The 13,542-nt window shown below is 74.2% G+C and carries 14 protein-coding genes; 4 read left to right on the forward strand and 10 right to left on the reverse strand.

Annotation, left to right across the window (positions count from 1 at the left end; genetic code table 11):
* Window positions 1-19: 19 nt before the first annotated feature.
* The 4 genes from GCU60_RS04440 to GCU60_RS04455 form a co-directional block, all read right to left on the reverse strand.
* Window positions 20-667, reverse strand: coding sequence for a class I SAM-dependent methyltransferase (locus GCU60_RS04440; protein WP_345770389.1), 648 nt, complete (start codon window positions 665-667; stop codon window positions 20-22).
* Window positions 668-712: 45 nt separating this feature from the next.
* On the reverse strand, window positions 713-1,726 hold the full coding sequence (locus GCU60_RS04445; protein WP_163202640.1) for a GNAT family N-acetyltransferase: 1,014 nt from the start codon (window positions 1,724-1,726) through the stop codon (window positions 713-715).
* 131 nt (window positions 1,727-1,857) lie between these two features.
* Window positions 1,858-2,703, reverse strand: coding sequence for an SDR family NAD(P)-dependent oxidoreductase (locus GCU60_RS04450; RefSeq protein WP_163202643.1), 846 nt, complete (start codon window positions 2,701-2,703; stop codon window positions 1,858-1,860).
* Complete coding sequence (locus GCU60_RS04455; protein WP_163202645.1) at window positions 2,703-4,187, reverse strand: flavin-containing monooxygenase; 1,485 nt, start codon at window positions 4,185-4,187, stop codon at window positions 2,703-2,705. The genes GCU60_RS04450 and GCU60_RS04455 overlap by 1 nt, the downstream gene beginning before the upstream one ends.
* A 144-nt stretch (window positions 4,188-4,331) precedes the next feature.
* Between GCU60_RS04455 and GCU60_RS04460 the strand changes: the two genes are divergently transcribed.
* On the forward strand, window positions 4,332-4,985 hold the full coding sequence (locus GCU60_RS04460; RefSeq protein WP_163202648.1) for a TetR family transcriptional regulator: 654 nt from the start codon (window positions 4,332-4,334) through the stop codon (window positions 4,983-4,985).
* 20 nt (window positions 4,986-5,005) lie between these two features.
* Here the strand turns inward: GCU60_RS04460 and GCU60_RS04465 are convergent, their stop codons facing one another.
* The 3 genes from GCU60_RS04465 to GCU60_RS04475 all read right to left on the reverse strand — a co-directional run bounded on the left by GCU60_RS04465 (window position 5,006) and on the right by GCU60_RS04475 (window position 7,445).
* Window positions 5,006-5,926 carry an SMP-30/gluconolactonase/LRE family protein gene (locus GCU60_RS04465; RefSeq protein WP_163202650.1) on the reverse strand — a complete coding sequence of 307 codons (921 nt, stop codon included), beginning with the start codon at window positions 5,924-5,926 and terminating at the stop codon, window positions 5,006-5,008.
* Between the two features lie 75 nt (window positions 5,927-6,001).
* Window positions 6,002-6,514: a universal stress protein gene (locus GCU60_RS04470; RefSeq protein ID WP_163202653.1), complete on the reverse strand. Its 513-nt coding sequence runs from the start codon at window positions 6,512-6,514 to the stop codon at window positions 6,002-6,004.
* 106 nt (window positions 6,515-6,620) lie between these two features.
* Window positions 6,621-7,445, reverse strand: a complete 825-nt coding sequence (locus GCU60_RS04475) for a DivIVA domain-containing protein (RefSeq protein ID WP_163202655.1) — start codon at window positions 7,443-7,445, stop codon at window positions 6,621-6,623.
* A 241-nt stretch (window positions 7,446-7,686) separates the two neighbouring features.
* Here GCU60_RS04475 and GCU60_RS04480 point away from each other — a divergent pair, with 241 nt between their 5' ends.
* Both GCU60_RS04480 and GCU60_RS04485 read left to right on the forward strand, forming a co-directional pair.
* Complete coding sequence (locus tag GCU60_RS04480; protein WP_163202657.1) at window positions 7,687-8,832, forward strand: LLM class flavin-dependent oxidoreductase; 1,146 nt, start codon at window positions 7,687-7,689, stop codon at window positions 8,830-8,832.
* Window positions 8,829-9,455: an FMN reductase gene (locus GCU60_RS04485; protein WP_163202659.1), complete on the forward strand. Its 627-nt coding sequence runs from the start codon at window positions 8,829-8,831 to the stop codon at window positions 9,453-9,455. The genes GCU60_RS04480 and GCU60_RS04485 overlap by 4 nt, the downstream gene beginning before the upstream one ends.
* A gap of 9 nt (window positions 9,456-9,464) precedes the next feature.
* Here GCU60_RS04485 and GCU60_RS04490 read toward each other — a convergent pair whose 3' ends face one another.
* The 3 genes from GCU60_RS04490 to GCU60_RS04500 form a co-directional block, all read right to left on the reverse strand.
* Window positions 9,465-9,638, reverse strand: coding sequence for a hypothetical protein (locus GCU60_RS04490; RefSeq protein WP_163202662.1), 174 nt, complete (start codon window positions 9,636-9,638; stop codon window positions 9,465-9,467).
* Window positions 9,639-9,778: 140 nt separating this feature from the next.
* Window positions 9,779-11,353, reverse strand: coding sequence for an FMN-binding glutamate synthase family protein (locus tag GCU60_RS04495; protein WP_163202664.1), 1,575 nt, complete (start codon window positions 11,351-11,353; stop codon window positions 9,779-9,781).
* Between the two features lie 55 nt (window positions 11,354-11,408).
* Complete coding sequence (locus GCU60_RS04500) at window positions 11,409-12,734, reverse strand: MFS transporter (protein WP_163202909.1); 1,326 nt, start codon at window positions 12,732-12,734, stop codon at window positions 11,409-11,411.
* A gap of 97 nt (window positions 12,735-12,831) precedes the next feature.
* Here GCU60_RS04500 and GCU60_RS04505 point away from each other — a divergent pair, with 97 nt between their 5' ends.
* On the forward strand, window positions 12,832-13,461 hold the full coding sequence (locus GCU60_RS04505) for a TetR family transcriptional regulator (protein ID WP_163202666.1): 630 nt from the start codon (window positions 12,832-12,834) through the stop codon (window positions 13,459-13,461).
* The last annotated feature ends 81 nt before the right edge of the window (window positions 13,462-13,542 follow it).

The raw sequence follows: 13,542 nt of genomic DNA on the forward strand, positions 1-13,542 counted from the left end.
CGTACGACCGCCGGTGGGGTCAGGGCAGCCGCCAGACCGTGGTCCGGCGGATGTCGGGCCCTTCGGTGTCGGGGACGTCGTAGACGGCCAGCGCGGTCAACCGGTCCTCCGGCAGGTAGATGCGGCCCGGGTCGCCGATGAGCACCTCGGTGCCGCGGGCACGTGCGCGCTCCAGGAACGGCAGCACCCGTCCGGTCATCTCCCGGTCGTAGCAGACGTCGCCGGCCACGATCACGGCCACGTCCGGCGGCTCGCCGCCCAGCACGTCCCCGACCGGCGTGATGCCGGCGACGCCGTTGCGCTCGGCGTTCACGGTGATCGCGGTCAGCGCGAACGGGTCCACGTCGCTGGCCAGCACCGAGGTGGCGCCGGCACGCACCGCCGCGACGGCCACCAGCCCGCTGCCCGCGCCGAGGTCCAGCACCGACCGCCCCGCCACCAGCCCGGGGTGGTCCAGGAGGTAGCGCGCCAGCGCCTGGCCGCCGGGCCAGGCCGCGGCCCAGAACGGCGGATCGGTGGAGGTGCGACCCTGCTCGGTCTCCATCGCCTCCCACAGGGCGACGACGTCGGCGGCGACGAGCAGCTCCACCTCGGGGACCAGCTCCGGGCGGACCGGGCGGGTGTGGGCGCGCACGAACTCGGGCGGCACGGGGCTCTCGGCGGGCACCCGGGCAGTCAACCGCACGGTCGGCGCGGGTGCGCGAGCCCAGGGTCAGAGCCGCAGCGACCAGGAGGAAAGGTGCCCCGCGGGCACGAACCCGAGGGCCTCGTTGACCGCCACCATGGGGGTGTTGCTGTCGGAGTTGTACGTGCTGATCCGGCGGACCTCGGGGAACTGCGCGGCCAGGTCGCGGAGCACCGCGGCCTTCACGCGGGCGCCCAGCCGGTGCCCGCGGTGCTCGCGCAGGACCAGCGTGCCGGCCTGCGAGGCACGCCCGGGCTGCGCCAGCGGGACCTGGAGGTCGGTGAAGGCGACCAGCCGGCCGTCGGCGGTCACCGCCCCGGCGGAGAGCACCGTCCGCCCGCGGGCGACGTGCGACCGCTCGTACTCGCGGATCCGCTCGCCGTCCCACTCCTCCTCCTCGACGGGCAGGTCGCCGTGCGGCGCATCGGTGGTCATCCGCCGCTCCAGGAGCGCGCGGTCCTCCAGCAGCTCGTCCGGCGTCCGGTCGCGCCAGGTGCGGATCTCGTAACCGGCGCCCGCCCGGGCGGACTCGGCCTCCAGGGCGGACAGCCGGTCGGCGTCCACCGGCAGGACCAGGTCCCGCCGGGTCTCCACCAGGTCGCAGGTCCAGCCGTGCCGTTCGGCGAAGGCCCGCCCCGGCGACGACGGGAGGGCCTCGTCCACCTCGCTGATGAACAGTGTGCGGCCGCGCTCCGCGGCGTACGCGCGCCCCTCCGCGAGCAGCCGGGTGCCGAGCCCGCGGCGGCGGTGCACGGGGTGCACCGCGACGTCGAGGAAGGCAACTGCCGGGTTGTCCCTGAGCGGGAGCAGCACCCGCAGCGCCCCCACGACGGCGTCGCCGGTCACCGCTGCCCGGTGCAGGCCGTCCCGCGAGCCGCCCGGCGCCACGAGTTCCCGCCCCAGGGCGACGTGCTCCTGCGCGGGACGCGGTGGGTCCTCGGGACGGTCGTCGCGCTGCACGGCCGCCCACACCTCGCACCAGGCTGGGAACAGGTCGTCGTCGGGGCCGAGGTCGACGATGCGGGCCGGCGGGGCGGTCACCCCCTGGTTCTACCGCCCGCCGCAACCGCTTTTCGCCTGCGCATGCGGGCGTCGAACGCCCGCATGCGCAGGCGGGCGGGAATCCGGACCCGGGTTCCCGCCCGCCTGCGCACCGGGGCGCGCGGCGAGGCCTACGCGGCGGTCGGCGGCTTCGCCGGGGCGGCCCGCCGGGCGATGAGCTTCCAGTAGCTGCCGGGCAGCAGCCGGACCAGGACGTCGGGCACCTTCGCGCTCCAGCCGATCAGCAGCCGCGGGCGCCGCTTCTCGATGGCCGTCACGATCTGCGCCGCGGCCTGCTCCGGCGGCATGCGCAGCAGCTTGGCGAACTGCTTGCGGCCCACCTCGTACTCCTCGGGCGAGACGCCGGAGCCGGTGCGCGCGCTCTCGGCGATCCGGGTCCGGATCCCGCCGGGGTGCACCACCGTCACGCCGACGTCGTCCTGGGCCAGCTCGTGCCGCAACGACTCGCTGAACCCGCGGACGGCGAACTTGCTGGCGGAGTAGGCCGCCTGCCCGGCGGGGGCGAAGATGCCGAAGACGCTGGAGACGTTGACGACGTGCGCCCCGGGGTGCCTCTTGAGCACCGGCACCAGCGCGTGGGTGAGGCGGACGACGGCGCGGAAGTTGATCGCCATCACCCAGTCGAACTCCTCGAGGGTGACCTGGTCGAACCGCCCGCCGAGGGCCACGCCCGCGTTGTTGACCAGCAGGGTCGTCTCGGGGTGCTCGGCGACCAGCGTCGCGGCCAGTGCCGCGGTGGCCTCGTCGTCGGAGAGGTCCACGACGTGGGTGGCGACCCGCAGCGCGGGCTGGGCGGCCCGGATGCGGCCGGCCACGTCGTCGAGCCGCTCGGCGTCCCGGTCGACGAGCACCAGGTTGCTGCCCCGCTGCGCCAGGTCGAGGGCCAGCGCCTCGCCGATGCCGCTCGCGGCCCCGGTGACGACGGCCGTCCCACCGGCGAACGTGTAGTCCCGCATCACGCCACCGCCTGCTGCGCGCCGGCGGCGGCGGGCTGCCGCTGGAAGGTCATGCCCTCGTCCTCCAGCGAGCCGCGCTTCATCATGCGGACGTCGAGGATGTAGTTCTGGTGCAGCTTCCACGGGGTGCGGCCGCCCTGCTTGGGCAGCCCGTCGAGGCTGCGCTGCACGTAGCCCGACGCCAGGTCGAGGAAGGGCGCGTCGGCGCCCTCCGGCGGGGCCACCGGGGTCGCCGTTCCGTAGCCGTGGGCGTCGAGGTGGTCCAGCAGCCGGCAGACGTAGCGGTTGACCAGGTCTGCCTTCAGCGTCCAGGAGGCGTTGGTGTAGCCGATGACCATGGAGAAGTTGGGGACGCCGGAGAGCATCATCCCCTTGTAGGAGACCGTCTCGGAGAGCTCCACCCGCTCGCCGTCCAGGGACAGCGTCATGCCGCCGGCGGGCAGCAGGTTCAGCCCGGTCGCGGCGACCACGACGTCGGCCTCGAGGGTCGCGCCCGACGCCAGCTCGATGCCGGTCTCGGTGAAGGTGGCGATCCGGTCGGTGACGATGTCCGCCCGGCCCTTGCGCAGGGTGCGGAACAGGTCGCCGTCGGGCACCAGGCAGAGCCGCTGGTCCCACGGGTCGTACGGCGGGTTGAAGTGCGTGTCGACGTCGAAACCGGGCAGCTGCTTGGCCGTCAGCCGGCGGATCAGGGCGCGCACCAGCGCCGGGCGCCGGCGGCTCAGCTGGTAGAGCGCGGTGGAGGTGAGCACGTTCTTCCAGCGCACGATCGGATACGAGATCCGGTCGGGCAGCCGGTTCCGCAGCGCCTTGGCCAGCGGGTCGCGGCCGGGCAGCGACAGGATGTAGCTGGGCGTCCGCTGCAGCATGGTGACCTTCTCGGCCTGCTCGGCCAGGTTGGGCACCAGGGTGACGGCGGTGGCCCCGCTGCCGATGACGACGACCTTCCTGCCGGTGAGGTCGAGGTCCTCGGGCCAGTGCTGCGGGTGGATCAGCTGCCCGCCGAAGCGCTCCTCGCCCTCGAACGTCGGGCGGAAGCCCTCGTCGTAGCGGTAGTAGCCGGCGCAGGTGTGCAGCCACGAGCAGGTGAGCGTGGACGTCTCGCCGGTGTCGGTGCGCTCGACCGTCACCGTCCAGCGGCTGTCCGCGCTCGACCAGTCCGCAGAGAGCACGCGGGAGTGGTAGCGGATCTTGTCGGTGACGCCGAACTCGCGGGCGGTGTCCTCGATGTAGCGGCGGATGTCGGCGCCGTCGGCGATGGACTTGGACTCCTTCCACGGCCGGAAGGAGTAGCCGAGGGTGAACATGTCGGAGTCCGAGCGGATGCCCGGGTAGCGGAACAGGTCCCAGGTGCCGCCCATCGCGGCGCGCGACTCCAGCACGGCGTAGGTGGTGCCAGGGCGCTCGGTCTCCAGGGAGCAGGCCGCCCCGATGCCGGAGAGCCCGGCACCGACGACCAGGACGTCCAGGTGCTCGCTCGTCATGTGCGCATGCTCCGCTTCGCTCGTCCGGCCGCGGCCGGTCTGGTCCGGGCCCGCAGCACTCTGCTCGCCCGACGTTATCGACACCGTGTTGAACGCGTCAACACAGTGTCGAGTTACGGCCGGCCAGCGGTTATCCTTCGCGCTGTGTCGACTGCGAGGGGTGACGTGCCCAGCGCCGGACGCGGCCGACGGCCCGCCCGGCCGTCCGGCGACGACCGCGAGCTGGCGATCCTCACCACGGCCGAACGGCTCCTCGGCGAGCGGCCGCTGAGCGCCATCTCCGTCGACGACCTGGCGCGCGGGGCGGGCATCTCCCGGCCGACGTTCTACTTCTACTTCTCCTCGAAGGACGCCGTCCTGCTCTCGCTGCTCGACCGCGTGGTCGGCGAGGCCGACGCCGCGATGGCCGAGGTGTTCGGCACGCCCGCGGCCACCTCCCGCGAGGGCTGGGAGCGGGCCATCGCCGCGTACTACAGGACGTTCCGCGCGCACCGGGCGCTCACCGTCGCGTGGGCCGAGGCGCGCTCGACCAGCGCGGAGGTGCGCGCCCTGTGGTCCTCGGTGTTCGAGCGCTGGGTGCAGCAGTGCGCCGCGGCCATCGACGCCGAACGGGCGCGTGGGGCCGCGCCCGCCGGCCTGCCCTCCCGCGACCTCGCCGTCGCCCTCACCTCGATGAACGAGCGCGTGCTCTACGCGACCTTCAGCGGTGACGGGCCCTCGGTGGCCGAGGCCGACGTCGTCGGTGTCCTCCTGGGCATCTGGCTGTCGGCCATCTACCGGAGCGCCCCGGCCGCCTGACGGGCGAGGTCAGAGCGCGATCACACCGCGAGAGTGGCCACCGTGCCGCCGGTGAGGCTGCCGAACCACAGCCGTCCGTCGGCCTCCCGGACGCCGGTGAGCATCTCGAAGCCGGGGATCTCCCCGCTGATCCGGTGCACCTCGCGGCCCGACCCGTCGACCGCGAGGACGCCCAGCGTGCGCCCGGGCCTGGGCTGCAGCCACCGCGGCAGCCGGCTGAGCAGGACCCGCAGCGGTGCCGGAAGACGGTGGATGGCGGCCAGCGAGGTCACCCGCGGGCTCGGCAGCGTGATCCACACCAGCCCGTCGGACCCCAGGGCGATGTTGTCCGGGTGCCCGGGGAGGTCGTCGACCAGGTCCTCCGCGACCCCCGACCGCTCCCCCGTCAGCCACACGCGCCGGACCCGGGCCGCGCCGGTCTCCGCCACGGCGACCCACGACCCGTCCGCGGCCAGCGCCACCCCGTTGGCGAATTCCAGGCCGTCGAGGAGCAGCGTCACCGCTCCCTCGGGAGTGCGGCGGAACAGCCGCCCGCTCGCCGTCCGCTGCACCAGGTCCGCCCGCCAGTCGGGGATGCGGAAGCGTTGCGAGGAGTCGGTGAAGTAGATCGTCCCGTCGGCGGCCACCGCGGCGTTGTTGACCGCCTCCAGCGGCGCGCCCGCGACCCGGTCCACCAGGGTGCGCACCGCGCCGTCGGCGAGCGTCACCGCCAGCAGGCCGGCGTCGGAGGCGCAGACCAGCAGCTCGTCCTCGCCCAGGAACTCCAGACCCAGGGGCCGGCCCGGCACGCGGGCGATCGTCTCGACCGGGCCCCCGGGACCGCCGACGCGCACGATCCGGCCGTCGGCGAGGCCGCTGTAGACCCGGCCCTCGCCGTCGACGAGGACGTCCTCGGGACCCTCCCCGACCGCGACCACCGTCGTCCCGCTGAAGTCCCGCACGTCGCTCCTCCGCCCCCCGCGGCCGCTCCGCAGGTCAGCGGCAGTGTGCACGACGCGCGCGACCCCCCTGCGGGGTCACTCTGCGGCGACCACCGGCTCGCCCTGCGCCTCGGTGAACTCGCGGCCGCCGTGGCCGCTGCGGATCACCGTCACCGGGCACGGCGCGTGGTGGACGAGCTGGTCGCTGACCGAGCCGAGCAGCAGCCCGGCGAAGCCGCCCTTGCCGCGCGCGCCCACGACGAGCAGGTTGGCCCCCTCGGCGGCGCCGAGCATGGCCTGCACCGGCGCGCGGTGGACCGCGTGACAGTGCACCCGCACGGCCGGGTCCAGCCCCGCGGCCGCCACGTGCGCGGTCAGCTCGTCAAGGACCGCCTTCTCCCAGTCGGCCAGCGGCGGCACGTAGCCGACCTCCCACGAACTCGGCTGCGGCGCCGTGGTCATGGACCAGGCGCGGACCACGTGCAGATCGAGGTCGGCACGCCGGGCCAGCCGCCCCGCCCACAGGAGTGCCTCCTGAGCGCACTTCGACCCGTCGTGCCCCACGACGACACCGCCGTCGATCTGCACGACCTCGCTGACCTCGTCCACAGCTGACCTCCTCGGAACCGTCCGCCGGCGCCGACCACCGGTGCGGTCAGCGTCTCATTCCCCCCCGGCGAGCGTGCCACCGGCCGCGCCGGGAATCCGGTCCCGGTCAGACCCGGGCGGACTCCGCACCGCCGGCGAGCGCGAAGTCGTCCGGGTCGGGCACGCCCACCGCGCGCAGCGCCTCACCCAGCCGGTCGGTCAGCTCGCGCAGCGCCGCCCGGGCCTCGTCGCGCCGGCGCTGCAGGTCGGCCACCTCCGCGGCCAACCGGTCCCGGTCGCGCACGGTCTCCGCCGCCGCCTGCTCGCGGAGCCCGACGGCCTCGGCGGCCAGCCGGTCCCGCTCCTCGGCCGCCTCGCTCAGCAGCGCGGCCGCACCCTCGCGGGCCTGGGCCAGCAGCGCGGCGGCCTGCGCCCGGTCGTGCTGCGCGGCAACCCGGAGCTGGTCGGCGGAGTGGACGGCCATCTCCTTGATCTCGTGCGCCTTGCGCAGCCGGGCGTCGGCCTCCAGCCGGGCGTCGGCGACCAGCCGGGCCGCCTCCGCGTCGGCGGCCTCCAGCACCTGCGTGGCCTGGGCCTCGGCCAGGCGCAGCACCTCCCCCACCCGGTCGGTCACCGAGGGGCGGGTGGCCGGCTGCTCGTCGAGCATCCGGCGGAAGATCGCCAGGTCCGCCGCGTAGGACGCCATCCGGTCCAGCAGGTGCTCGCGCTCCCGCTGCGCCGTCGCGAGCTCCGCCTCGGCCCAGGCGACGTAGTTGTCCACCTCGAGCCGGTCGTAGCCGCGCACCGCGCCGCGGAAGGCGGGTCGGTGGTCGAGCAGCGTGTCCAGGTCGCCGGTCAGCCGCGGGGGCACCGCGGGCGGCCGCCCGTCCGGTGGCGCCGCGCCGTCCACCACTCGGTTGTCGGCGAACTCGACCTGCCGGACCTTCCGCATGTGCCCCCCTGGGAAGTAGGTGCCTCCGAATCTGCCAGAGGCCGTACACCCAGTGAGCCGCCGTGACAGGTCCGTGACCATCCGACCCGGCCGCTGGGGGACGCCGCGTCGGCGCGTGCAAGATCCGCTACGGAACGCTGCCGTCGCCCTCCTCGCTCCGAGGGGCGCGGCTGGGGCATAGAACGGGACCCGGCCGAGTTCCATGAGATAGTTGCACTCTCAACTAGCCACGGAGGCGGACATGCAGTTCGGCATCTTCACGGTCAGCGACATCACCCAGGACCCGACCAACGGCCGCACGCCCACCGAGGCCGAGCGCCTCAAGGCGGTCCTGACCATCGCGCAGAAGGCCGAGGAGGTCGGGCTCGACGTCTTCGCGCTCGGCGAGCACCACAACCCCCCGTTCTTCTCCTCCTCCCCCACGACGACGCTCGCCTGGATCGCCGCCCGGACGGAGAAGCTCCACCTCTCCACGTCCACGACGCTGATCACCACCAACGACCCGGTGAAGATCGCCGAGGACTACGCGATGCTCCAGCACCTGGCCGAGGGCCGCGTCGACCTGATGATGGGCCGCGGCAACACCGGTCCGGTCTACCCGTGGTTCGGCCAGGACATCCGCAACGGCATCGAGCTCGCGGTGGAGAACTACGCGCTGCTGCGCCGGCTCTGGACCGAGGACGTCGTCGACTGGCAGGGCAAGTACCGCACCCCGCTGCAGGGCTTCACCTCCACCCCGCGCCCGCTCGACGGCGTGCCGCCGTTCGTCTGGCACGGGTCGATCCGCAGCCCGCAGATCGCCGAGCAGGCCGCGTACTACGGCGACGGCTTCTTCCACAACCACATCTTCTGGCCGAAGGAGCACACCCAGAAGATGGTCGAGTTCTACCGCCGCCGCTACGAGCACTACGGCCACGGCGCCGCCGACCAGGCCGTCGTCGGTCTGGGGGGTCAGGTGTTCATGCGGAAGAACAGCCAGGACGCCGTGGCCGAGTTCCGGCCGTACTTCGACAACGCGCCGGTCTACGGCCACGGCCCGTCGCTGGAGGACTTCAGCCGGGAGACGCCGCTGACCGTCGGCAGCCCGCAGCAGGTCATCGAGCGGACCCTGGGCTTCCGCGACTACGTCGGGGACTACCAGCGCCAGCTGTTCCTCATCGACCACGCCGGGCTGCCGCTGAAGACGGTCCTCGAGCAGCTCGACATCCTCGGCGAGGAGGTCGTCCCGGTGCTCCGCCGCGAGTTCGCCGCCCTCAAGCCGGCGCACGTGCCCGACGCCCCGACCCACGCCTCGCGGGTGGCCGCGGCCGGCGGCGCGAAGGACGCGACGGTCCACGCCGGCGGCGACGAGGTCACCGGCAGGACGGCGGAGGCGGCGGCCCGATGAGCACGCGGACCCTGGCCGTGGTGAGCGCCGGGCTCGGCGTCCCGTCGTCCACCCGGCTGCTCGCCGACCGGCTGACGGCGGCGACGGTGGACGCCCTGCGCGAGCGGGGCGTCACCGCCACCGTCGAGGTGGTGGAGCTGCGGCAGCACGCCCGAGACCTGGCCGACAACCTGCTGACCGGTTTCCCGGACGAGGCGCTGCGCGGGGCGGTCGACACCGTCGTGGGTGCCGACGGGCTGATCGCCGTCACACCGATCTTCTCGGCGTCCTACAGCGGCCTGTTCAAGACGTTCTTCGACGTGCTGGACAAGGACGCGCTCACCGGCAAGCCGGTGCTCCTGGGCGCGACGGCGGGCACCGCCCGGCACTCCCTGGCGCTGGAGCACGCGATGCGCCCGCTCTTCGCCTACCTGCGGGCGACGGTGGCACCCACCGCGGTGTTCGCCGCCTCCGAGGACTGGGCGGGCGGCGACGCCGGCACCCCGGCGCTCACCGGGCGGGTCCGGCGCGCCGCCGGCGAGCTGGCCGACCTCGTGGCCGCCCGCCCGCCGACGGCCCCGGCCGATCCGTTCGCCGACCCGACGACGTCCTTCGAGGACCTGCTGCGCGGCAACGGCGGCTGAGTCGCGGCGTCAGTCGTCCTCCTCCTCGCCGCCCTCGTCCTCGCCGCCCTCCTCCTGCTCCATGACCCCGCCCTCCTCGCCGGCCTCGCCGCCGCAGGCGGTCATGGTGAACGACGCGGCGGCGATGGCGACCGCGGCCACGCCCGTGCGCCAGCGTCGGGTGGGGAGGGAGGTGCGGTTCATGAGGACTCCTTCGACGACTCCGACCCACGGGTTGGACCGGAGGTGCTCCCCCGCTGTGCCCCGCAGGCGCCCGGCCCATCCGGATCCGGGACGACGACATCGATCCGATCCGTCGACGGCGCGCGCGGGCCGCCCCGACCTCACCCCACGGCGGTCGAGGACGGCGGGGCGGAGCCTCCGCCGGACTCCTCCCCGGTCATGAGCGCGACGACGGCGGCCCGGTCGGCCGCCGACGGCAGCCCCCAGCCCGCCTCGTAGCCGTACACCTCGCGCAGCGGGCTGGACGTCGTGCGCCCGGTGAGGATCTCCACCGAGTCGGGGTCGATCAGGCCGGGGTGCTCCACCCCGCACGCCTCGGCCACCTTCAGCAGGTCCCGGCGCAGGGTGCGCAGGTAGTTCGCTGCCCGGGTGGACTTCAGCGCCGGGTCGAGCCCGTGCGCCAGCCAGGAGTTCTGCGTCGCCACCCCGGTCGGGCAGGTGTCGGTGTGGCACTTCTGGGCCTGGATGCAGCCGATCGCCAGCATCGCCTCGCGGCCGACGTTGACCAGGTCGCAGCCGAGGGCGAAGGCGACCACCGCGTTGTCGGGCAGCCCGAGCTTCCCGGCGCCGACGAAGACGACGTCGTCGGCCAGGCCGGCCCGGGCGAACGTCGCGTGGACGCGCGCGAAGCCGAGCTGGAAGGGCAGCGACACCGAGTCGGTGAAGATCAGCGGCGCGGCACCGGTGCCGCCCTCGCCCCCGTCGATCGTCACGAAGTCCACCCCGCGACCGGTGCCGGCCATCAGCCCGGTGAGCTCGTCCCAGAACTCCATGTCGCCCACCGCGGACTTGATGCCGACCGGCAGCCCGGTCTCCGCGGCCAGCAGCTCGACCCAGTCCAGCAGGCTGTCGGCGTCGGAGAACTCGGCGTGCCGGGACGGGCTCACGCAGTCGACGCCCTCGGGCACGCCACGGGCCGCGGCGATCTCCGCCGACACCTTGGCCGCCGGCAGCACCCCGCCGAGGCCGGGCTTGGCACCCTGGCTGAGCTTGATCTCCAGGGCGCGCACCGGCGCACCCGCCACGAGGTCCTTCAGCCGGCCGAGGTCGAAGCGGCCGGAGGAGTCCCGGCAGCCGAAGTAGGCGGTGCCGATCTGGTAGACGAGCTCCCCGCCGTTGCGGTGGTACCGGGAGATGCCGCCCTCACCGGTGTTGTGCAGGCAGCCGGCCAGCGCGGCCCCCCGGTTGAGTGCCTCCACCGCCGCCCCGGACAGCGAGCCGAAGCTCATCGCGGAGATGTTGACCAGCGACGGCGGGCGGAAGGACCGAGCCCGGCCCCGGGCGGCGCCGAGCACCTTGGCGCACGGCAGCTCGACGTCCTGGCCGGCCTGCACGTGCGACGCGGGGACGGCGCGGCCGAAGGTGCGGTGCTTGATCACCGGGTAGCCGGCCGTGAACTCCAGATCGTTGTCGGTGCCGAACCCGAAGTAGTTGTTCTCCTGCTTGCTGGATGCGTAGACCCAGCGGCGCTGGTCCCGGGTGAAGGGCCGCTCCTCGTTGTTGCCGGCCACCAGGTACTGGCGCAGCTCGGGACCGATCGACTCCAGCAGGTAGCGGGCGCGGCCCACCACCGGGAAGTTGCGCAGCAGGGTGTGCTCACGTTGCAGGAGGTCGCGGACGGCGACGCCGGCCAGCGCGGTCAGACCGGCCGCGGCTGCCCGCGGGAGAAGCGACATGCCCCACTATCGCGCGGCCGGACCGGCCCTGCAGGCGAAGCCGCCACGGACGGCGTCAGCGATAGGCGGAGCTGCCGCGCAGCCGGGCGCGGACCGCCGTGTGCAGCGGCGCGAGCACGATCCCGTCGCGGGCCAGGCGCGCCCGCAGCTGCCGCCGGTGCCGCAGCACGCCCACCAGGCCGATCGCCCAGAACACGTACTGCACCGCGAAGGCTGCCCGGAACGCCGCGAGGTCGTAGTCGGCCGACGCCCCGGGCGTGCGCAGGTCGAGCACCACGCCGATGGCCAGGATCGTCAGCAGCGAGGCGACGAAGCCGCCGACGTTCACCACGCCGGTCGCGCTGCCCAGGCGCTCCACCGGGTTCTCCGTGCGCGCGTAGTCGAAGCCGATCATCGACCCCGGGCCGTTGGTGCCGAGGACGACGGCCAGCGCCACCAGCAGGGCCAGCGGCGCGGGACCCGGCCACAGCAGCACGACCGTCCACACCGTGACCGTGGCCGCCAGGATGGCGAAGACCAGGACCGACCGGCGCAGCGGCCACCGCCCGCAGAGGCGGCCCAGCAGCGGTCCGACGCCCATCCCGACGACGACCAGCAGGGTCAGCAGCGCCGCCGCCGTCCCGGGGGTGAGCCCCTGCCCGACCACCAGGAACGGGTAGCCCCACAACAGCGCGAAGACCGTGCCCGAGAACTGGGTGACCAGGTGCGTGTAGAGGCCCAGCCGGGTGCCCGGCTCCCGCCAGGTGTCGACGAGCCCGCGGCGCACGGCGGCCAGGCCGACCGCCGGGGCCCGGGTGTCGCCGGCCGGCGAGTCCCGGAGCGCCACCAGCACCAGCACGGCGACGAGCACGCCTGTGGCCGCCGCGCCCAGGAAGGTCGCTTCCCACGAGGTCCCGTGCAGCAGGGCGACCAGCGGGTAGGCCGCCACGACGGAGCCCAGCTGACCCAGGATGCCGGTCAGCTGGGTGACCAGCGGCACGGTGCGGCCGGGGAACCACAGGGACACGACCCGCAGCACGCTGATGAAGGTCATGGCGTCACCGGCGCCGACCAGCACCCGGGCGGCCACCGCGGTCGGCACGTCGACGGCCAGCGCCAGCGCCAGCTGCCCGGCGGCCATGGTGAGCGCCCCGGCGAGGATCATCCGCCGCGATCCGAACCGGTCCAGCGCCACGCCGACAGGCACCTGCAGCCCGGCGTACACGGCGAGCTGCAGCACCAGGAACAGCGACACCGCAGAAGCGCCGGCGGAGAACCGCTCCTGCGCGTCGACGGCCGCGACCCCGAGGGAGGAGCGGTGGAAGACCGCGACCGTGTAGGCCAGCAGACCGACCGCCCAGGCCACGTACGCGCGCGACGTCGTCCGGGCGGGTGTCGGCATGCTCACCCCTACTCCTACACCGGCGCCGCGCCGGTCCTTCCAGCACGGACAGGTGAGTTGAGCCACCTGGACCGTCTCCCGTGAGATTCTGCGCCTCGTGCACGCGCTCCTCGACCCGACCGGCGACCCGGCCGTCGACGACGGCCATCGCCGCGGACGGATCCTGTGGGCGCTGGCCGCGTGCATGGCCGAGAAGGGCTACCAGGCGACGACGATCGCCGACATCGCGCGAGCGGGCCGGGTCTCCAAGACGGTGGTGTACACGCACTTCCGGGACAAGGAGCACTGCCTCCTCGAGCTGTACTCGCGGGCCAACGACAAGGTGCTCGCGACCGTCCGTACCGCACAGGAGGAGGCCCGCGCCGCGGGTCTGCCGTGGCGGGAGCGGCTGCACGCCGGGATCGCCGCCTACATGGGCACGCTTGCGGCCGGGCCGGACGTCGCGTGGGCAGCGCTGGTGGAGGTGCAGGCAGCCGGGCGTTCCGCGCTGGCGCTGCGCCGGGAGGTGTTCGACCGCTACGTGGACCTCATCTGCTCGGTCGCGGCAGAGCTGGCCGAGCAGCACCCCGCCGAGGTACGGCCGGTGGACCGGCCACTGGTCCTGGCCGCCGTCGGGGGGATCAACGAGCTCATGCTCGCCCGCGTCGAGCGGGGCGAGGCCGTGCGGCTGCTGGAGGACGTGGACGCGGCCACCGCGTCGGTGGTGGGGCTGCTCGAGCGTCGCTGAGCGCCCCGGACGCACTGCGGCCCGCCTCCTTCCGGAGACGGGCCGCAGTGCTGTCGGAGTGACGACCCGTCGCCTCGCGGA

Source organism: Blastococcus saxobsidens, from assembly GCF_010682065.1.
Lineage (GTDB): Bacteria > Actinomycetota > Actinomycetes > Mycobacteriales > Geodermatophilaceae > Blastococcus > Blastococcus saxobsidens_B.